This is a genomic window from Streptomyces sp. NPDC127092, from assembly GCF_042722475.1.
GTDB lineage: Bacteria > Actinomycetota > Actinomycetes > Streptomycetales > Streptomycetaceae > Streptomyces.
The window spans coordinates 237237-257776 of sequence record NZ_JBHXFE010000005.1 but is presented as its reverse complement, the minus strand read 5'-3'; the positions used below and the strand labels follow the sequence as shown (position 1 = coordinate 257776).

Below are 20540 nucleotides of genomic sequence, written 5' to 3'. Positions count from 1 at the left end.
GCGCGGCTGTGAGCCGCGATAGAGCCGCACAGGATGATCAGAGGGGGCAGTTTTCAGAAACTGGCTGAGGGTCATTTTTCAGAGACTGGCGACAACTCCTTCACGAACTGGCCCACGCGTACCTCCGCGAGGCTGGCAACGGTCCGGGACTCCACCGGCGCCTGGCAGACCTTTTCGAGCGCCCGGAGCCAACCATCAAGGACTGGATCAAAGCGGCCCGGGAGCGTGGATACCTCTCCCCCGCAATCCCGGGCCGCCGGGCCGCTGGCCCGGGACCTCTTCTCAGTCACCGCACCGAGGGCGGTTCACCGCCTCCCTCGGCCTGATCCAGGTCGAGGGATTCCCAGCGCTGCAGCACGACCAAGGCCGCCCGGCTTGCCCAGGGTCACCTAAGGCTTGCCCAAGCCGGCGACGGAAGGCTTGCCCAGGACCTCAGGGAGCTTGCCCGGCTCAGCGGCGCAGGCGCGAGAGCCAGCCGGTGGTCTTCTGCTCGGGCACGGCCTGGTCCTGCTCCTGGTCGCGCTCCTCCTGCCGGGGGCCCACACCCCAGGCCCGGTCCAAGTCCTCGAACCGCTGGTCGCAGTCCCCACACAGAGACGGGTTCTTCGCCGGGGAAGCGGTCCAGCCGACGCGTTTGGTCGCCTTCCACCGTTCGTCGGTGAACGCGGCACCGCACTCGGTGCAGACGGGACGCTCGGGGGCGGGCCAGAAGTCGTCCGGCGCAGCCTCACCGCGTACCGGCTCCTGGCGCTCCTGGGCCGCGGCGACGGCCGCGCGCTTGCAGGTGTCGCACAGCTGCGGGTGGGAGTCCTTCGCAGCTCCCCAGTCCTTCGGCTGGACCGCCTCCCAGCGGGCGTCGGTGAACTTCGCCCCGCAGCCGGTGCAGGCAGGACGGCGGGCCTCGCGCTCGGCCGCCTGCTTCGCATCGTGTTCCCGCGCCGCGCGCCGTACCTCCGCCTGGTACGCCGCCGCGCGGGCCTTGGCCTCCTCTGCCTCACGGGCCTGGGCGGCCTCGAAGCGCGGGTTGCCGATCGCCTCCAAGAGGGTCTGCGGGCCACTGCGGCCGAAGCGGGCGAACACCGGGCCGGCCGGGCCGTGCTCACGCAGCTGGTTCAGCCCGACCGCGATGATCGGGATCCTCCGGTCGTAGATGTGGTGGCCGCCCCGCTGCCGCTCCCCCTGCCACAGGTGACGGGTCAGCTCCATCAGGCGCGGGACGGTGCGGTTGGGATTGCGCTCGCCGATCCGGTTGAACACCAGCAGCACAGGCGGGTGCGGCGCATCGCCGTACCGGCCCCCGGGGACCGTCCAGCGCGTACGCCACATCGGGCGCTCCTTGCCATCCGTGTCCTTCACCTTCCGCTTGAAGAACCGGGCATACTTCTCCAGCTTGTCGGCGAGCTCCTCGGCGGTCTCGTGGCAGTTGTCGACCTCGATGAACAGCAGCGGCACCCCGTCCTGCGGGGCGGTCAGCACGATGTCGGCCTGGGCGCCGCCCTTGCCCGGTGCGTTCCACGTGCCGGTCGAGCAGGGCGGGCAGGTCGCGGCGGCGAGCAAGGGTGGCGACGTGGTCGGGGTGGGCGTCGGGATGGATAGACCAGGTCGCCGCCGAGGTAGGTCAGGAGGCCGGCACGGACGAGGTGACCGACTGCGTGCGCGGTCACCCGCGGGCGGCAGCGCGGCAGCGGCTCCCCCAGCGCCTCGTTCAGCCTGTCCGCCGCCCGCGAGGCGCCGAACGGGCCGCGCAGCGCGGCGCGCACCGCCTCCGGGTCGGCGGCCTCCACCGCGACCCGACGCCAGGGATGGCGTCTGCGGGCGGGACCAGCCGGGAGGCGGTCGCCCACCGCCAGGCCGCGACCAGCACCTTCAGCCGGCCCGCCACCCCGTACTCGTTATAGGTCTCAGGCATCACGATCACTCCGATCTCACCGGATGGTGCGGCCCGCTGGCAGGGTTTTGTGCGGCTATGCTGCGGGGCTCGTCCGGTGAGCTGCCGGCAGCCTCGGGCAGACCTCGTGATGACGGAGCTTTGGATTAGATCACCCAAGACAATCACCAGAGCCCTATTCTTCTTCCCAGGGGTACACACCCATTTCCAGCAACCTCTCTTCCTCTCTGTCATGCAGGAAGCGACTCCGCCCTGCACCCATAAGGGATTCGTCACTGATTGGGCATTCACTAAACTCGCCCGACAGAATGCCAGCAAGGAATTCAGACATGCTGCATCCATAGGCAGTCCACGACGCTTTAACCCTTGAATAGACGACTAGCGGCCAGGTTTCCGAGTTCTCGCCGATAGTGAGCCAGCCAATAAAGTCGGCGCTATCCGTATCCCCCCAAATCAGGACGTCCCCGAGGGAAGGAGTCACACCTTCTACGCCGCTCCACCTTTGCAGATCAGGGTCTTCCCGAACGGAGTCAAGGAGGCGATAGACCCGCCTGATCATCGGATCAGCAGTTTCGATCGGAATCAAAATCCCAATCGAACCCTCGATGGTGCCGCCGCCAAACCTGGCAACAAATCTTTTGTAGTCCGGCGGAAAGTGCACCCCATAGGCTCTCTCAGCCGCAGCCCAGTCAACCTCGTCACCAGCCTCATCCCCAACCACGGACAGCATTTCCTCAAGCTGCCCCATACTGCTACTCACTTATGCCACCCTTCCGGGATTTCTTTCCCAATGTTATGGAAGGTTCCGTCCTTGACTGAGTACATCGTGTTTTGCACGTAGTCGTCGAACAGCTTTACGCGCGTTCCGTTCGCGTTCCACACATCGGCCTGCATGTGGAACCTACTAGGAATCACTCGACTTCCTTCGTATTCCGGGGTTACGCGATACTGGACGACTCGCCCGGCATCGATGGCGTTCTTCACCTTTTTTTCGTAGTGAAGCATATTGGGGTGCTGTCCTGGGTCTCGAGGGTCGATCCTCGTAGCGTTTGCAGACCTTGAACAGGTGGACAGGTTCTCATAGCGCAGCCCATCGCCGCTCAACTGGGCGCCGAGCAAGTGGCAAGCGTTTCGCCAGAACTTCGCCGGCCGATTGCCCAGTTCTCCCGCGCGGATGGCGGCCCATGTATACCCGGGTGGAGCAATCTGCTCGACCTTGGGCGTGCTTCCCTTGTTGGCGTTCAGGAAGTCACTGTCCAAGCACGCCTCGATCCCCGTCGCACGTCCCTGCCGATCTACCGGCTCGTAGACTCGCCAGCCACCCAGGGAGGTGCGGCAGTCACGTCCCCTGCGGTCATCTCCATTGGAACCGTCAGGGTCCGCGCCAGGAGCGCTGTGAGGGTCGGTTACCTGGTCGGGGCTGAACCCGTCCTGGCCATCGAGCAGCATGTTCAGGATGGACAGTCCGCTGATGATCGCCTTGACGCCGTCTTCGGGCTTCCAGCCACCGTTTTTGGGGTCCCAGTCGGGCTTGGGAATCCAGGTGGGAGCGGTCGGGGGGTCGTCGCCGTCGTAGACGTTCTGGTCGACAGGCGGCGTCCAAGGCTTCGTGATTATTGGCGTGTCACGCGGGTCACCCCTGGTAGGGTCCTTCACCTTTGTTACCGGGTCAACCACCGGCGTGTAGTACGGAGTGCCGTGGCCCAAGTCCCACGTCTGGCTACGGTAATAGGTAGTCCCAGAGGGATAAGTACCCGTGGTGGTGCCGCTCGCGGCTTGGCTCTTCTGCCACTGGTCGACCACCAGAGCGGTGCCGCCGACAGCCACTGTCCCGAAGATTCCCCAGCCGAGGGCTGTCCCTCCCCCTGCGCCGCCAACCAGAGCAAGGGCGCAGGGTGGGCAGTGTCCCGTGGGGTCGGTGGCGTTGAGAGGGCTGGCGTTGGCGTACGTGTAGCGGTTGGCCTGAACTGATGGCTTGGGTTCGATCTGCCAGGTGTCACGGCTGGTGAAGCTGCTGGTGCCGGGCTGGTACCAGCGGGCGGCCATGTTGACTTCGCCGGTGGTGGTGTCGGTCCAGCCGGACTGGTAGCCGACGGCCGGGTTGGTGCCGTTGGTTTCGGTGGTCTTGCCGAAGGGGTCGTAGGCGCGGGAGGCCTGGACGGAGGTGCCGTCGGGCTTGAGGCTGGCGACCAGGTCGGTGTGCTGGTCGGTCATGGCCAGCTGGGCCTGAGTGGTGTCCGCCTTGGGGGCGGTGGCGAGGAGTGTGGCGCCGGGGGTGCGGGTGTAGGTGGTGGTGGTGTCGGTGGTGAGGTTGTTGGAGCCTCCGTCGTAGGTGAACGGGGTTCCGCCTGCGGTGAGGACGCGGTCGAGGGAGTCGTAGGTGTAGGTGCTGGTGCCGTTGGTGATGGTGCGTTCGAATGCGTCGGAGGTGACGGTTCGGGTGGTGCCGTTCTTGGTGACGGACTGGGTGGTGCCGCGGGGGGTGTAGGTGTAGCTGTCGGTGTCCCAGGTCTGGAGACGGTTGCGGGCGTCGTAGGTCGCGTTGGTGGTGCCCTGCTGGGTGAGGTTGCCGGCCTTGTCCCAGGTGTAGGGGACGGTGGTGGTGCCGTTGGTCCAGGAGGCCATGCGGCCGGCGAGGTCGTAGGTGTAGGTGTTGATGGAGGCTCCGGCGGTGCCGGTGGTGGTCTTCTTCGTCAGGCGGTCGGCGTCGTCGTAGCCGTAGGTGATGCCGGTGACCGAGGCGCTCGTTCCTGTGTTGGTAACGGTGTCGGAGGTCAGGCGGCCGAGGTCGTCGTAGCCGTAGCTGCGCTGGGCATCGATGCTGAACGATTCTCCAGCGTCGGGGCGGGCGTACCGCTCCAGAGTCGCGCGGCCAGCGGCGTCGAAGTCGTAGCGGATCTGCGTGCCGGTGAGAGGGTCGTTGGCTACGTCGAGGCGCCCGGCCGTGTCGTAGGTGTAGGTGGTCTGGCCTGCGGCGTCGATGCGTGCAGTCATGGCGCCGTCAGCGTCGTAGGTGTAGCGCGTCTCGCCAGCGGGACCCTGGGCGTGCAGGAGCATGCCGCGGTCGTTGTACGTGTAGGTGTTCGCGGCAGCGGTACTGCTCGTGGCGGCGCTGGTGAGGCGTCCGTCCAGGTCGTACGTCAGGCTGCGGGGCTCGGTCGCGGCGCCGGCCCCGGTTCCGGACTCGGCTGTGAGGTTGCCCAGCCTGTCGTAGGTGCGCTGGCGCGTGATATTGCCAGGCAGCAGCTCATTGATGTCCTGGCCAGCGGCGTCGTAGGTGGTGGTCCAGGAGCGGTCGCCGAGGGCCGGGTGCTGAGGAGTTACCGGTTCGATAGTGGATTCGGGCAGGTTCCAGGAGTTGAAGGTGTAGGTCGTGGTGTTGCCGCGGCCGTCTGTGAGGCGGGTGCGGTTGCCGTTCGCGTCGTAACCGAAGGACGTGGTGATCTGGTCGGTCGCGGAGATTTTCTCTGTCTGGCTGGTCAACTGTCCGAGCGCGTTGTACGTGTAGTCGGTGTGGCCACCGGCCGGGTCGTCGGCGGTGATCTGGTTGCCGTCGGGATCGAAGGCGGCCTTGGCCGAGCGCAGGACGGTGCTGCCGGTGCCGTAGTCCTTGGTCTCAGTGATGTTGCCCAGGCCGTTGTAGACGGTCTGGGTCTTGCGGTTGGTGGGGTCGATCACCTCGACCGTGCGGCCGAGTCGGTCGTAGGAGAAGCGGGTGGTGCCCTGAGCCGGGGTGGTGACCGCGGTGGGTTCACCGGCCGCGTTGTAGACGGAGGTCGTGGTGCGGCCCGCGGGGGTGGTGGAGGCGATCTGATTGCCTGCGTCGTCCCAGGTGTAGCGGGTGGTCAGATTCTGCAGGCTCGGGTAGCGCTCGACCGCGGTGGCCGTGAGCTGGCGGCCGAGTTCGTCATAAGTGGACTCCGTGCGGGCCCCGGTCGGGGTGGTGGCGGAGAGCTGCCGACCGGTCGGGGTCCAGGTGTAGCGGGTGATCCCGGCGCCACTGAGGTCGGTCTGCGCAGGGTTGAGCGGGTTGGGCTCGGTCAGGCTGGTCTGGGTGCCCGGGGCGGGGTCGGTCTTCTGGGTGAGGTTGCCGAGCTGGTCGTAGCTGAAGCGTGTGATGCGGCCCAGCGGGTCGGTCACCTGCGCGGTGCGTCCGACGGCGTCGTAGGTGGTGTGCGTGACTGCCGTGATGGGCTGGCTTGCGCCCGGCGGTGCATAGGTGGGCAGGGTCACGTCAGTGGCGCGGCCCAGCTTGTCGACGACCGTGCTGGTGACGGCGCCGCGGGCGTCACGGGCATGGGTGGTCTCGCCGAAGCTGTTGTAGCCGACAAGTGCGGTGGTCCGGGTCGTCGTAGGGGCGGTGCCGTTCTCCTCGATCTGTACGGGAGGGGTCGTGGTCTCGACGAGGCGGCCGAGCGCGTCGTACCGGTAGTTGATGGTGTGCTTGGCCGGGTCTGCGCCGGCGATGTTGCCACGTGCGCCGACGGTCGACAGCAGCAGGCCGCGCTGGTCGAAGGTGCTGGTCGTGGTGCGGAGAGTGCCTGTGCCGTCGGAGACGGTGGCGCGGGTGGGGTTGCCCGCCGTGTCGTACTCGGTCGCCGCCGTAACGCTGTTGCCACTAGCGTCAATCGTGCGGGTTTCGCTGGTGACGCGGTCGTCGTTGTCGTAGGCGAAGGTCGTCTTACGGGCGAGGTCTTCGGCGTCAAGGACCCTTTCCTTGACGCGAGCTGTCGCGTCGATGGTGTAGGTGAAGACGGTCTTGCCGTTGCCGGTGGACTGGCGGGTGAGGTTGCCGGCGCCGTCGTAGGTGTTGCGCTCGATGACGATGTCGTGGCGGGTGCCGTCGGCCTGGGTGACCAGCTTGGCGGTGGTGGTGGCGGCGAGGTTGTCGTCGTAGTAGCCGTACTCGGTGACGGCGCCCATGGCGTCAGTGGTGGACGCGAGGCGGCCGGCCGGGTCGTAGGCGTTGGACTCGAGCACCAGGTCGCGGGGCTCGCCGGAGGGGTCTCCGGTCCAGCCCTTCAGGGTCGTCTCGTGCTTGTGGCCTCGCGGCGTGTAGGTGTGGACGAGCGTGTTGCCGGCAGCATCCGTCTCCTCCTTCACACGGCCGAACTCGTCGTACGTGAAGGTCGTGCTGTGGTTCTCCGGGTCGGTCACCGTGTCCTGGCGGCCTGAATCGTCGTAGTGGTAGCTCGTCGTGCGCGCGGGATCGCCGCCAGTGGCATCCTCAGTGGTCTCGGCCAGGAGGTTGCCGTCCGGGTCGAAGGTCCGGCTGATCTTCGCGGTGTGGACCGTGTTGGTGATCTCGTTCCTGACGCCGGCGCCGGTTTCGCTGACGACATGGGACATGTCGTCGTAGCCGAAGGTGGTCGTGACACCGGTCGGGAACGTGTCGGAGATCTGCTTCTCGGACGTCTTGCGACCGATGCCGTCGTAGGTGAAGGAGGTCACCAGACCTGACGGGGCGGTCGTCTTCGCGACGTCGCCGTTGGCGAAGTACGCGTAGGCCGTGGTCGCGCCACCGGGAGTGGTGGTGGTCTTCACCAGGCCGGCGGGCGTGGTGCCGCCGCCGGTAGCGGGCTCGGTGCCGTCGGTGTAGGTGGTGACGGCCTTTCGGGCGTCGGCGAGGGTGACGGCGTCCTTGAGGCCCTTGTCGGTATAGGTGGTCGTCGTCTTGTAGCGGTTGTCGGCGGGGCCGGAAGAGCGGGCGTCGCGGGCGGCAATCTGCTTGCCGTTGCGCGGGTCGAGCGGGTCGGCGGTGTTGTTGTAGTACTCGGCGTAGGAGGTCCAGCAGGAGTTGGCGTCTCTGCAGGTGGTGCGGGAGACCGTGTTGCCCTGGGCGTCGTGGCCCGTGATGGTGGGGTGCCCGTTGGGGTCGGTGACGGTGTGGAGGTAGCCGCCGGTGTCGTAGGCGTAGGTGGTGCGGCCGCCTTCGGCGTCGGTGGAGGCGATGCGGCGCTGGCCGCGCAGTGCGTCGTAAGTAGTGGTGCTGGTGGCGCCCTTCGGGCTGGTGACGGTGACCGTCATCGCGAGGGCGGAGGTGCTGGAGTGCTCGCGGGAGCGGTAGTGCTCGGTGACCTGGTCGGCGGTGAGGCCGTGCTGGTAGATGGCGACTTCGTCGATCTGGCCGGTGAAGTAGGAGACCTCGGCGGGGGCGGCGGGCCAGTTCTTGGCGAATCCGGCGCCGATGTAGGTGCGCGTGTTGGACTGGTGGCTGACGGCGCCGGTGAGCGTGGCAGCCTGGACGCCGTCCAGGTAGAGGACCTGGGCGGTGCCGGTGGCGGTGATCACGGCGTGGTGCCACTGGTCGTCGTTGACGTTGTCAGCGGAGGCGACCTTCGCGGTGCCCAGGCCGGGTGAGTAGAACTTGCCGTTGAGCTTGCCATCCGTGCCGACATAGAGCAGGGGGGCGTAGGTGCCGGTGGCGGTGGTGCCGCCGATCGGGTCGGACTGGTCGCCGATCAGGACGCCCGGCTTGGTGGTCTTGAACCACAGCTCGACCGCGAGATCCTTCGACCCGCGCAGGATGCTGCCGGGTATCTCGGTGTAGCCGTTGCCGTTCAGGCTGATGGCGGTGTTGTCGCCGGTGCCGAAGACGCCATCGGATCCGAGGGTGGTGTTGGTGTAGAAGCCGTCGCCGTCCTGCGCCGCGGACAGGCTGTTCGCCCTGCCACCGGTGGTTTCGTCCAGGCGCCAGTAGCCGGCCGGAGCATCGGCGGTGACCGCGCCGCGGTAGTGCGGGCCGTCACCGGCGACCATGGCGGTGCGGGCACGGTAGTGGTCGCTGACCTCGGCCGGGGTGAGGGCCTTGGGGTAGAAGGCAACCTCGTCGAGGGCGCCGCTGAAGTAGCCCCACGGGTCGCCGGAGTCCAGAGCCGCCCAGCGCGAGCCGGTACGGCCCTTGCCAAAGAAGATCCGGGTCTGGTCCAGGTGGGTGATCGTGCCTGAGACCTGGCCGGCGAGGACGCCGTCGACGTAGAGGGCTGAGGTGTTGCCGTTGCCGGTCACGACGGCGTGGTGCCACTGGCTGTCGTTGACCGTGCTCTTCGAAACCGGGGGAATCCAGTTGGTGGTCTCGGAGTAGAACTGGCCGTGCAGCTTGCCGTCCGTGCCCACGTACAGCAGCGGGGTGGCGTGGGTGGGGACCTGGTCCTCGCTGATGTCGGCGTTGGACTCGGTCAGCAGGATGCCAGGCTTGTCGGTGCGGAACCACAGCTCCGCGGACAGCGCGGTGCCGTTGAGGGAGGCGTCCGCGACCTGGATGTACGAGTCTCCGTTCAGGCCGGCGGCCGTGTCGTCGCCGTCGGCGAAGGCACCGTAGGTGCCGAGCGCGACGTTGTCGCCGTAGTCACCGTCCGCCCCCGCCGGGAGGGCACTGGCTACCGTGATGCCGCGACGGTCGCCGAGCCGCCAGTACTCGCTCGGGCCCGAGGCACGCACGGTGTCGGCGTAGGCGGTTGAGCCGGCCGAGAAGCTGGGGGCGGAGACCTTCCAGGTGCCCTTGTTGGAGTCGGTGACCTGGGTGACCCGCTCGGTGTCGGAGTCGTACACGACCTGCGAGTCGACGCGTCCCGAGGGAAGGGTGACCTTGGTGATGCGGGAGGTGGCGGCCTTGGCGGTGTAGTGCTCGAGGACCGTGTTCGCGTCGAGGGTGTGGCCGTAGACAGCGACCTCGTCGATCAGTCCGTTGAAGTGGCCGAGCTGATCGGTCTTGTCGATTCCCAGCCACGGCACGTTGGTCCAGCCGAGTCCGACGTAGGTGTAGCGCTGCTCGAGGTGGTCGATCGCGCCGGTCTTGGAGCCGACCGCCTTGCCGTCGAGGTACAGCGTCTGCGCCGTACCGGCGCCGGAGAGCACCACATGATGCCAGGCGTCGTCATTGACGGCGCCGGTGGAGGTCAGGGCGGTCCAGGAGGTGCCAGGGTAGTAGAACTGGCCGCGGAGTTTGCCGTCCGTGCCGACGAACAGCAGGGGGGTGGACTGGCTCACCGTCGGGTCGACGTCCTCCATCCGCTCGTTCGCCTGCGACAGCAGCACGCCGGGCTTGGTGGTCTTGAACCACATCTCCACCGACGCGAACGGCGACGAGCCAAGCGCATCATCGGCCAGCGCGAGGTAGGAGTCGGCGCCGTCGAAGGAGCCGGCCTTGTTGCCGGTCCCCGACAGAGCGCCTGCGGCGCCGCGGGTGACGTCGCGGTACTGGGCGTCGTTCATGCCGCTGCCGGAGACGGTCTCGCTCGCGGCGGTCTCCCCCTCGGCCTCGTTCAGACGCCAGTAGGCCGACGGGCCGGCGTCCAGCACCGTGCTGCGGTACAGGCTGCCGTCCTCGTAGGTGTAGACGGTGCAGGCTGTGGCCGACGACGGCGGGCACACCTTCATCAGGCGGTCCCCCTCGTAGGTGTAGGTCCACTTCATTGGAGTGCCCGCCCCATTGACGGCGTTTGTCTCCGCCGTCGCGACGTGCCCGTTCGACCAGGTGAAGGTCAGAGTGCGGCCCGACAGCACGTCCTTGGCCTGCGTCAGCAGACCACTGGTGTAGGTCAGCTCCTGCACCCGGCCATGGCCGTCAGCGATCTTCGTCAACAGACCGACCGAGCTGAAGGTGTAGAGGGTTCCGGAGGCGTCGCGCAGGGTCCAGCCGCCACCGGTCTCGGCCTTCAGCTTGCCCATCGAACCCGACGGGGCGGCGTAGCTGCCGTCGGCGTTCTTACCGAAGCGCACCTGGGCACCCGTGGCCAGCGTGATCACCACACTGCCCGTGCCCTCAGGCGTAGCCCGCATGTCCCAGCGGGTCGCCCATCCGGTGCCGAAAGCATTCTTCTGCCGAGGATCGAGCGAATTGTACGTGCGGGTCACCGCCAGCTCGGGACCGACCGTGGGGATGGACGCGTCGGTGGCTGCGGTGACAAAGTTGCCGGCGCGCTGACCGAAGCTCCGGCCGCTCTCTGAGCCGCCGAGGTGGCTGGTGATCGCCGGCTGGGAAACCTGGGTCGTCAGAAGGGACGGACGGATACGGGTGGACGTACCGCTGCCGTCATAGGCGTACGGGTACCAGGCGTAGGTCTTCGCCCACGACAGCCAGCCGCTCGTCACGGCCCACTGCTGGGAATTGACCTTGGGACCCATCCTGCAGTTCTTGCGCGTGTCCTTGCCCTCGACCTCGCAGACCTCGAACTGGTACTGCAACGCCTTCGGGTAACGGTCACGATCGGTACCGGACGCCCACAGGGTCGGTGTGAGAGTGTTGACGAGAGCACCACTGGCCGGGGCGGCGCCCGTGATGACGGGCGGAATATTGACGGCGGACACCTTCATGGCGGCCGGCGGAACACCCGCGCCGCTGAACGTGGCAATGCCGTTGTCGTTCATCGTCCAGGCAAGTGTGTAGTCACCCGGAGCCAGGGGCGCAACCTTTGCGTCGACCGTGACCGTCCCGCCCGGGGGGACGTCAGCGGGCATCGGCGACCAGCGGATCTTCGAGGCGTCGGTGATCTCCTTGCCCGCGGCGTCGTAGAGCAGGTAGCGCAGGGAGAAGTTGCCGTTCTTCGGCCACGTCTGCTGCCCGCGGTTGGTCACCGTGACACGGAAGACGCCTTCGGACGTTGCCGTCATCGGGGTGATGAAGGTGCCGAGCTTGTAGGTGGCTCCGTACTTGGTCCACGTCACGTCGAGCGACGGCTTGCCGTTCGGGTAGTCGTCGGACCCGAAGATCTTCCACGCGTACGAGTCCGTCGTGGAGGCCTTCACCGCAAGGCCGTAATTCTTCTTGCGGCCATGCGTCCAGTCATCCACCAGCTGACGCCCGGCCGACCCCAGATTGATGGACTCCCACGTAGCCGCCCCGCACGGGTAGGACGTCTGCCCTTCGGGACGCCACCCGTGAGCGAAGCTCTTCGAACCCAGCGCCGGCCCCGTCGACGGACCCGGGTACGTGCTGGTGGTCGACTCAAGCCAGCTCGAGGTGATGGCGTGGACCGTCACCGGACGGGCCGTGCACGAGTACGAGTAGGTGTTGAAGAGGGCCAGACGGGCGTTGATGACCCAGGCGTTCTTCAGGTTGCTCTCGAGGCCGGCGAACCGCAGGAATGCTGCGGCCTTGTGCCCGCCCTTGTCGTAAGTGCCGACCTTGATGTTGGTATCGCTGGAAAAGTTCGTGTTGTACGGGGACTGCACATACGTGCCGGATGAAGCTGTCGTGCCCGTGACCGTGGTAACCGTGGGGTCGACCTTGACTGGGAAGACGCGCTGCGGGTCACGCAGCCACTCGGTGTCCAGCGACACCTTCAAGGCCTGGCCGCCAGTGATGTCGACCAGTTCGTAGTGGACGCCGTTGGAGATCTCGCCCTGGTTGGAGTTCGGGGCGAGGTTGGAGTCCTCCATCCACCCCGCGGGCATCGTGGCCTTCACTCCACCGGCAGCATCTCGGAACGTGACCGCGCCGGTCGTCTCGAGTCGCGGTGTCACCCCTTGGGTGTGAAGCGGGAAGACCCACTCCCTCGGGGAATCAACGCTGTTGAGGGAGATGACTTCCTTCACGGACGTGCCGCTGGCCACGAACTTCAGGTCAGCATCGCTCCGCACCCCGCGATAGGTGATCGTGCTGACGTCCGCCTCGCCCAGGGAATGCGCGACGTCCTGCACGGAGAAGCCGACCGATGTGTCAGCACCGGTCTTCAGCGCGACGAGAGGAGCGGCGTCGGCGTAGCCGCCGAACGTCGTCTCCGTCTCCCCCGAAGTGATCTTCCAGCCGTCCTGGGACGTGTTGACCGCGCGCCCCAGCAGCCCGCTCTTGGGCAGAGGCCGCAGGGTGGTGTCGATCGGCTTCCACTTGCCGGCGGTGTCCTGGAAGTTGACCGGCTCCTCGTAGAAGCGCGTGGTCAGCGTGCCGTCCGCGTTCTGAAACGTCGTCGAGGTGCGATCCCTCTCGCCGGCGAGCTCACGGCTCGTCTTCGGATCGAACCCCTTCGGCTCCACCTGCTCGACCGACGCGGGAGCGGTGGCAGGTGTCGGAAGCTTCGCGTCGGACAATCCGCCACCAGAGGTGGCTCCGCTGTCCAGAGGAAGCTCGCCCGGCGCGGGGACATGGCCCCGGCGGCCACCGGCCGCACTGACCGAGGTGTCGCCGGCCGTCGACTCCGACGAACGGCCGTCCGCAGAACGCCAGCGCTGGTCCGGCGCATCCGCCGTTCCCACGGGAGCCCCGGCGAAGGTCTGCGCAGCTGCCACTCCTTCCGTACCGGCCATGGCAGCCATGACGAAGGCAACAGCAACGGAAACAGGCCGCACGAAACGCACGGAGGCCCCCCTCAGAACACGATCAAGAGAGGTCAGTAGATCGACAAATCTATGCACGGAGCAAGCAGCGTGTTCATTTCGTGATCACACAGTGAAGATCATCGGTCGACATACCGTAGTAAGTGGAACCAAACGGTCCGGCGCTGAGGAACGCTCACTCCTCACAGACTGAGCACCGGTCACCCTCGGCCTAAGACGGCCCGGCTCGGAGATCGTCATCGCGAAGACCGCCAAACATTGACGGACTCTGACCCCAGGCGGAAGCACCAGGCGGAAATCAGCGGCCCAACGAGTCGTGGGAGCGCCACCGATGCCCCCCGCCGGGCCGTCCCGTGGCGCGGCGGCGAGCCCCCGACCAGCCGGCACGCAGCCAGCCGCCGTGCGCACCCTGCGCCGAAGTGAGCGCGACGTCCCGGTCCGGGTGGTCGACGGTGTGCGGCGCGGCTTGGTCATGGTGGTGGTCGCCGGCACGCGCGGCCGGGGCGCGCAATTCCGGCGCCGCCCACGGTGCTGGACCGGTGTATGGCCGCCCTCACCTGATGCTGCAGCCGTCCCCGCAGCCCAAGGCGCGCCCCTGGCATCTGTAGCGCTCCTGAGCTGTACCTATTCCGTCGTCGTATGCTTCGCGGACGCTTTAGATGGGGTGGAGATTCGTGAAGGACGAAGCGAAGGAGCTCGTCAAGGGGTGGGGGCTCTGGCTAGCCATGAGCCTCTTCACGATTGATGACCGACGCAACAAAGATCTGAGCGACACGATCTCGTTGCTCATCTTCGGCATCGTCACCCTGGTCGTCGTCGGCTGGACCCTCCGCTACCTGTACCAGCTCGCCCGGGTCCTATATCGGCTCGCCAGAGCCAGTTTGCGGGGCCGGCCAAGGACAGCGCCTGGCGGTGGGTGATCAGGCAGCACGAGCTTGAGGAAGGCGTCTGTGCGGCCCGGGAGTCGAACATGGTCAGTTTGCGGTCTTGGGTTGCGCACGGGTTTCCGGTCGCGCGAGAGTGCGACCGATGGGGAGTTCGAGGCTTGTAGCAGCGGGACGGAGGCAGTCGGATGTGCAGGGTGGACGTGGCCGCCAAGGAGGCGGCGATCGCTCGGTTCCTCGATGACTACCCCCGGGCGGCCGATGCCGGCCGTGACCATCCAGCACTCCAGGGATGCGAGGACATCCGCTGGTCCGACTTCCCGGAATGCCCCGCCGGGATCCCCATGCTGCTGCGTGCCCTCCTTGACCGGGAGGCGGCATCCGAAGCCGAGCGGGCGCTGAGCAACTGCCTTCTCAACGACGTCAGGTCGATGAACGCCGCCATGCCGACGGCGCTGCCGTTCCTCCTGCGTCTGGCTGGTGATCCCCAGGTTTCCGTACGGTCCGAACTGCTGGACCTCCTGCTCGGAGTCGTCGGATACTCCAAGCCGGTCAACGCCGACAACGAGGCCATGGTGCGTTGGTTCGGCAGCGACAGCGAGCACCCCGAGCGAGAGCAGTGCCGGGCGGTGTTCGCAGAGCACGCGAGTGTCGTAACGGCACTGGCGGAGGAACTGACCGACCCAGATGACCGGGCCAGGCTCCGGCAGGCCGCAGGTCTCGTGTGAGGTTCCCCTGGTCAGGCCGCCTGTGCGGCGGTGGGGGCTGGTGCGGGAAAGGCGCCGGTTTCGTCGGAGAGCCGGTCGTGCTGGAGGCAGTGGTAGAGCTGGCCGATCATGCGGTTGTAGAGGTTGCGCTGGGCTGAGGCGTGCCAGTCTCCGTGATCGCGGCGGCGCCTGCAGTGGGCCTTGGCACCGGGTGATGCGGTGATCGCGGAGAAGGCCCAGAGGCGGCCGATGGCGTTGAGGCGGTCGTTCTTGACCCACCGTCTGGTGATGGATGACTTCTTGGTCGATGCCCGGGTGATGGGTGAGGAGCGGGCGTACGCCTTGAGGCCCCGGGCGTCAGCGAACCGGCCGCGGTCCTTCCGATCTCGGCGAGCGGGGCGCCGAGCTGCGTGCCAAGGCAGAACGCTCACCATCGCGCCTACCAAGGTCCTGGTCTCCCTGTGAACAGCCAGCTCACCGGATCCGTTCCGGCTGGGCGTCTTCGACGCCTCGGTTCTCGCCCCCGACGTCGTCTCGACCCTCGGCAGGGGCCAACCCTCCTCGATCCCGGCCGGCCCATGGACAACATGGGTGCTCATTTTCAGGCCTGGAGGGCCGTCCAGCCGCCTGCCGTTCGGCCTCTGCGCCCCAGGCCGCGGGGCCGCCCCAGGGCGCGAGCCGAGCGAGACCAGGCCAGGACCGGAAGTGCACGGTCGTCGTCTCTCCGCCGCCCGGTGCCGGACCGTTGCACTATATGGCGGAGCGACGAATCGGTTCACCCGACCGGGCCGGGTGAAGCCCTGCGGGGGGACTGGGCGTGGCAGGACGGATGACGGCAGCCTTGGCGGCGCGAGGGCATGCAAACGACCCGCCCCGCCACGTAAGGAGATCCCCACCATGCAGACGTTCACGCGGGTCCGCCCACCGGTTCGACGGGGAGGCGAACACATCGCGCCGGTTCAGGCGCGATGCAGCTGCTCCAGGACGCACACCACGTAGGCGTCGCGGTCGACCGCGCCCTGGGGCAGCTTGGCGTTGGAGAACACCGCGCGCTTCCACATTGCCGGCACCAGCTCGGCGTCGACCTCGCGGGGCAGCAGCGGCCGGTCCTTGACCCGGCGCCGGGAAAGCGCGGGCAGGCGACGCACGGCCTTGAGGGTGCGCCGCCCGGTCGGGGCCGCGTCCAGCGCATCCGACTCGCCCAGCAGGGACAGGAAGGGGCGCACGGTGTTGTAGCTCAGAGCCAGCTTCTCGCGCATCGCCGCCTCCGCCGAGCCGTCGTCCTCGGGCACCAGGGCCTCGACTGTCGCCACCGCCCCGGCCACCGCCGTACGCGGCACGGCCTCCTCGACCGCCGGCCACAGCGCGGCCAGGGCCGCCTCGTGCTCGGCAACCAGGTCCAGCTCCTCGGTGAGGCTCTTCGCCGCCTTCGCCAGGATCCGGGTCGCCTTCTCCAGCTGCGGCAGCATCGCCAACCGTTCCCGGTCCGAAGCCCGCCGGGCCGGGCTGATCAGCCGGTTCGCCATCAGCACCGCGAACAGATCCAGCGCGTCGTCGACCGCCTGCGCCTCCAGCTGCCGCACCACCGCCGTCAGCAGCGCGGTCCGCCGCGGCTCCGGCGCCCGCTCGATCGTCTGCGCCTTGCTCAGCTGCCCGTACCGGGCCACCGCGGACAGCCGATTCACCGGCACCCGCGACAAGTTCACCCACCCCAGCGCGAACGCGGAGATCTCCTCCACCCGCTCCATCGCCCGCACCATCGCCGTGCCCTCGACCTCACCGGCGGCGTACGCAACCGCTCCAGCTCCGAGACCCGCCTGCCCTCCGGCACCACCAGCAGCTCCACCAAGGCCGGCCCGAGTGCCGCATCCGCCCGGACGGTCGCCCGGGCCACCGCCTCGCACAGACGCCGCTCGGCTGCCGTACGGGCCTCCGACACCTGCCGGGCCAGTACCGAGACGCCCGGCAGCAGAACCCGGTTTTTCCGCAGCCACGTCACCGTGTGGTTGAACAGCGCCAGCTGCGGAACATCCGCGCCGCACTCACCCAGGCCGCGGTCGAGCTGCGCGCTCGAACCGCCGCCGCCTACCTCACCGAGGTCGCCGAAGCCCTGCACGACGCCGGCCTCGCCCCGGCCGCCGGGCCGCCCGTCATCGAACAGGCGGGCGAAACGCTCCGCGCCGCCGTGCCGCTCACCGACAACGCACCAGTCCCGGCGCTCGTCTGGGAAGAGGAGACTGGATGGCGCGCACCGCCGGCCGCCGCCGTCACCCCTACACCGCCCCCGACACCCGCCCACTCCTCACCGGCGCCACCCGCCCCACTCCCCACGACCTCCTGGCCGCGCTCCGGGCCTGACTCAACCGGGCTCGCCACGGCATTCCGGTAAGGCCCGGTCCACGCCCGACGGACCATCACGCGGCCGTGCTCCCAGCGCCTCGCGGAGATCGCCCTGGTGAACCCGGGCGGGACCGGGGCGCCGCCGTTCCGGTTCGTGGATTCCGACGCCGCCGCGGACGGGGCGCGCGAAGTGGCGCAGCGGCTGCGGAGGGCCGGGCACCTGGTCCGGGTCCTGGACATCACCTCGGACGTCAGGGTCCCCACGTTCATGGCGACCGTATGGCGGGGCGTGGATCGCGCCGAAGGCTACGGCACCCACCCGGATCCCGGGGCGGCGGTCGAGATGGCCCTGCTGGAGGCCGCGCAGTCGATCGCCTGCTCCGTGGCAGGCGGCCGTGAGGACCTCACGATCAAGGCCCGCAGCCTCGGCCGGCACGAACGGCCCCGTCCCGTGGCACACGAGGACGCATGGTTCTGGCTCGACCCGGACGTCGTCACGGCCCCACTCCCGCGAGGACTGACCTCTGACGACGTGCTCGACGACCTGCGGTGGACCTGCGGCGGGTCGCCGACGCCGGTGTCGCCCACGTTCCCGTACTCGACCTGACCCGCCCGGAGACCGCACCCGCCCATGTCGTACGGGTGATGCTCCCCGGCCTGGAGAGCAACAACCCCTTCGCGACCGGGGAGCGCGCCCGGCTGGCTCCTGCGCGACCTGCTGCCCCGCTGGTCCTGAATTCCGATGGGAGTACGCCATGACGACGACAGAACCCGACCTGAGGCAGGCCGACTCGGCGGTGCGCGCCATCGGCGAACGCGGCTACCTGCTGGTGGAGAACCTGCTGCCCGCACCTGCCGTCTACCGGATGCGGGAGTCCCTCGAACGGCTCCTGTACGCGGAGAAGCAGCGCAACCTGCATCCCACCGGCCACCAGCGGGTCCTGCACCTGCTTGCCAAGGACCCCGTGTTCCTCGAAGCCCTGGTCCACCCCTTCGTCCTCGACGCGTGGCGGCGCTATCTCGGCGAGGACCTGATCTGTTCGACGTTCAGCGCGAACTCCCTCTGGCCCGGCGCCGTCGAGCAGTACTGGCACGCCGACCATCCCTACTGGACGCTGACTCCGCCGTGGCCCGCGATCCCGCTCGCCGGGCAGTGCATCTGGTTCCTGGACGACTTCACCGTGGAGAACGGCGCCACGGCCGGCATCCCAGGCTCCCACCGGGCGAACCGGCTGCCGGACATGGGCGAGTCGTGGTGCGACGAGGGCGAGATCCTCACCGGCCCCCGCGGCAGCGTGATCTTCGCCGACGGCGCCTGGTGGCACACGTCCCGCCCGAACCGCTCCACGAAGCCGAGGTCCGCCCTGCTCGTCACCTACACCCACACGTTCTGCGTGCCGCAGGAGAACATGCTCGCGCAGCTGGCCGCCCTCACCGACCCGTCCGACCTCGTGGTGGAACTGCTCGGAGGCAGGCAGTACCAGCCACGTGGCGATTTCCCGTACTGACGTTCAAAGACGTTCAGGGAGGACGTTCAGGGAGGACGTTCAACGTGTTCAGGGACCTTCAGGGCCGCCCACGGAGCGCGCACCGGCGACACACCCCTGACGCCTTCGGCACCGACACCGCCCAGGCACTCGCCGCGATCCGCGCCGAGGGGGTGCATCCCTCCGACGGGCGGCGCCCGCGCCCCGGTTGCGGCCGCTGTGTGGCGGGTATTTCTCCCGGAGCTCATCCGAGGGGGATCATGAACAGCGACGAGGACAACGAGGAGAGCGGCGGCGAGCCCGGCAAGGGCCCTCACGGACGTGCCGAACTGCTCTGGCGTATCGGCATGGTGGTGGCACTGGTGGCCTGGATCGCCTTCCTGATCTCGATCTACGAGGATCCCGGTCCGGTGTGCGGGACGGGCCAGGACAAGGGGCCCTGCTGAAGCGCGGAGGACTTCAGGCCACGCCGCGGACGGGCTGAGTAGGAGGCCCCCGACGAGGACGACCAGGGCCGCCGTGGTGTATTGGCCGGTACAGCCGCCGACGCGGGGGATGACCGGCGAGGCGAGGGACGGGAACCAGGACCTGAGGGCCCGAGTCGGCCATGTGGATGACGCCGAGATCCTTCGCGCGGTCGGGGGCCTCGGGGAAGACCTGGGCGACGAGTGCCAGGTCGACGGCGGGTGGACGCCGTAGCCCGCGCCGAGGACCGCTGCCGCGGCGAGGGGGGACGGCCAGGTGCGCAACAGGGCGAGGAGCAGCGCCGCGGCGCCCATGACCAGCGCACAGAGGACGACGAAACCCTTACGGCGCCCGACGCGGTCGGACAGCACCCCTACGGGAACGGCGGTGAGCGCGGCGCAGACTGTGTAGACCGGCGTGAGGATCACTACGCCGGTGCCCGGGTCGCCGTAGTGGACGGTATCGGCCACGAAGTGGCAGGGGCAGAGGCTGCCCAGGGCGTTGCCGAGGTTGATCAGGAAACCGCGTGAGTCCGGCCCAGCCGAAATGCCACTCCCTGCAGACCCTGCTCGGGACTGACCAGCCGGTGGCGGTGGTGCAGCGCGATCTCCGGGTTGGTGAGATCGGGTACAGGATGGCTGGCGCCGCGGGGGCGCCCATCGTCGGTTTCCTGTCGGCCGACCAACGGGGCTTGACGCGGCGTCCACCGTAGCGGCTCGCAGTCGGCGTCCGTCTCCGCCGGCATCGCGGCTGGGCGTGGCAAAGCGGGTGGCGGGTGGTGGCGGTCCGAAGGCGGTAGGGAGTCGAGGTCAGTCGCGGCGGCGGCCGATGGCTCGCGCCCGGGGCGGCAACGCCGCCACAATCGGCGCGGCTGGGTTCGTCGGCGACCTCATCGCGGACTTCCACCCGATCAAGTACAGCAACGGCACGATCGGCGCCAAGAGGTCAGGGCAGACCATAGAGAACCGATCACCACAGTCGAGGCAACAAAGCCGTCAAGGCGAAGACGGCGCAGGTTCTGATTGCCGGACACACGCTCGGCGTCCACCCGACCGGCCAACCTGTGCCGGAATGGCAGGCCGTCCGTGCCGTGATCACGGGGTCCGCTGAGCTCAAGGAGCTACTCATGCACCTACGTTTGCTGCGTGCCGAAAGCCACGGATCTTCTGGCCTGGGTGCTGTTGGAGGCATGGGACGGCACTGCCTGCGACCATGCCGCAGGCGCGATCAGGCGAGCTCTCAGCAACGAGACCCTCATGGCGTCCCGCCAGGAAACCACGAACGTGTTCGTGATGAGCATTCCCGCCCAGGTCGACGAGATTCTCGGCGTGCCGATACGCAGATCCGGTCGCGCTACCGATCAGCAGTAGTCAGCGATTCTGTTCGGGATTGGGCCTTGCAGACGATTCGACCACGGTGTCGGCAACGTTCGCCAGGGGTGCCTCTGGGGCAGCACCGAACACTTGCTGCAGCTCCCGGCTGCCCTGGTCTGGCC

Annotated in this window: 9 protein-coding genes and 3 pseudogenes; 6 read left to right on the top strand and 6 right to left on the bottom strand. The window is 68.1% G+C overall.

Going from position 1 to position 20540, the window contains the following annotated elements:
* Nucleotides 1–450: 450 nt before the first annotated feature.
* From ACFWJO_RS06800 to ACFWJO_RS06790, 3 genes are all read right to left on the bottom strand, one after another.
* Nucleotides 451–1557, bottom strand: a complete 1107-nt coding sequence (locus ACFWJO_RS06800) for a hypothetical protein (protein WP_386863737.1) — start codon at nucleotides 1555–1557, stop codon at nucleotides 451–453.
* A 506-nt stretch (nucleotides 1558–2063) separates the two neighbouring features.
* Nucleotides 2064–2648, bottom strand: coding sequence for an SMI1/KNR4 family protein (locus ACFWJO_RS06795; protein ID WP_386863736.1), 585 nt, complete (start codon nucleotides 2646–2648; stop codon nucleotides 2064–2066).
* Entirely contained in the window at nucleotides 2645–13141 is a 10497-nt protein-coding gene (locus ACFWJO_RS06790) for a LamG-like jellyroll fold domain-containing protein (protein ID WP_386863735.1), read from the bottom strand. The genes ACFWJO_RS06795 and ACFWJO_RS06790 overlap by 4 nt, the downstream gene beginning before the upstream one ends.
* Before the next feature lie 695 nt (nucleotides 13142–13836).
* On the opposite strand from ACFWJO_RS06790, the gene ACFWJO_RS06785 reads away from it, so the two are divergent.
* Both ACFWJO_RS06785 and ACFWJO_RS06780 read left to right on the top strand, forming a co-directional pair.
* Nucleotides 13837–14082 carry a hypothetical protein gene (locus tag ACFWJO_RS06785; protein ID WP_386863734.1) on the top strand — a complete coding sequence of 82 codons (246 nt, stop codon included), beginning with the start codon at nucleotides 13837–13839 and terminating at the stop codon, nucleotides 14080–14082.
* A gap of 161 nt (nucleotides 14083–14243) precedes the next feature.
* A complete protein-coding gene (locus ACFWJO_RS06780) occupies nucleotides 14244–14774 on the top strand; it encodes a hypothetical protein (protein WP_386863733.1) in 531 nt (176 codons plus the stop codon).
* An 11-nt stretch (nucleotides 14775–14785) separates the two neighbouring features.
* On the opposite strand, the pseudogene ACFWJO_RS06775 reads toward ACFWJO_RS06780, so the two are convergent.
* Together ACFWJO_RS06775 and ACFWJO_RS06770 are read right to left on the bottom strand one after the other, a co-directional pair.
* A pseudogene (locus ACFWJO_RS06775) lies at nucleotides 14786–15171 on the bottom strand (IS110 family transposase); the annotation flags it as partial.
* Between the two features lie 473 nt (nucleotides 15172–15644).
* Nucleotides 15645–16770 (bottom strand): annotated as a pseudogene (locus tag ACFWJO_RS06770) (Tn3 family transposase); the annotation flags it as partial.
* Nucleotides 16771–17247: 477 nt separating this feature from the next.
* Between ACFWJO_RS06770 and ACFWJO_RS06765 the strand changes: the two are divergent.
* The 3 genes from ACFWJO_RS06765 (at nucleotide 17248) to ACFWJO_RS06755 (ending at nucleotide 19026) form a co-directional block, all read left to right on the top strand.
* Entirely contained in the window at nucleotides 17248–17700 is a 453-nt protein-coding gene (locus ACFWJO_RS06765) for a YcaO-like family protein (RefSeq protein ID WP_386863732.1), read from the top strand.
* A 148-nt stretch (nucleotides 17701–17848) separates the two neighbouring features.
* The gene (locus tag ACFWJO_RS06760; RefSeq protein WP_386863731.1) at nucleotides 17849–18601 is read left to right on the top strand and encodes a phytanoyl-CoA dioxygenase family protein; all 753 of its coding nucleotides are present in this window, start codon (nucleotides 17849–17851) and stop codon (nucleotides 18599–18601) included.
* Between the two features lie 239 nt (nucleotides 18602–18840).
* Nucleotides 18841–19026, top strand: a complete 186-nt coding sequence (locus ACFWJO_RS06755; RefSeq protein WP_386863750.1) for a hypothetical protein — start codon at nucleotides 18841–18843, stop codon at nucleotides 19024–19026.
* 288 nt (nucleotides 19027–19314) lie between these two features.
* On the opposite strand, the pseudogene ACFWJO_RS06750 reads toward ACFWJO_RS06755, so the two are convergent.
* A pseudogene (locus tag ACFWJO_RS06750) lies at nucleotides 19315–19515 on the bottom strand (MFS transporter); the annotation flags it as partial.
* Nucleotides 19516–20190: 675 nt separating this feature from the next.
* Here ACFWJO_RS06750 and ACFWJO_RS06745 point away from each other — a divergent pair.
* Complete coding sequence (locus ACFWJO_RS06745; RefSeq protein WP_386863730.1) at nucleotides 20191–20415, top strand: hypothetical protein; 225 nt, start codon at nucleotides 20191–20193, stop codon at nucleotides 20413–20415.
* The last annotated feature ends 125 nt before the right edge of the window (nucleotides 20416–20540 follow it).

Bases quoted from the DNA above. Each gene is read 5' to 3' on its own strand.
- ACFWJO_RS06760 (WP_386863731.1), top strand. From the start codon at position 17,849: ATGACGACGACAGAACCCGACCTGAGGCAGGCCGACTCGGCGGTGCGC.
- ACFWJO_RS06755 (WP_386863750.1), top strand. From the start codon at position 18,841: ATGAACAGCGACGAGGACAACGAGGAGAGCGGCGGCGAGCCCGGCAAG.
- ACFWJO_RS06790 (WP_386863735.1), bottom strand. From the start codon at position 13,141: ATGGCTGCCATGGCCGGTACGGAAGGAGTGGCAGCTGCGCAGACCTTC.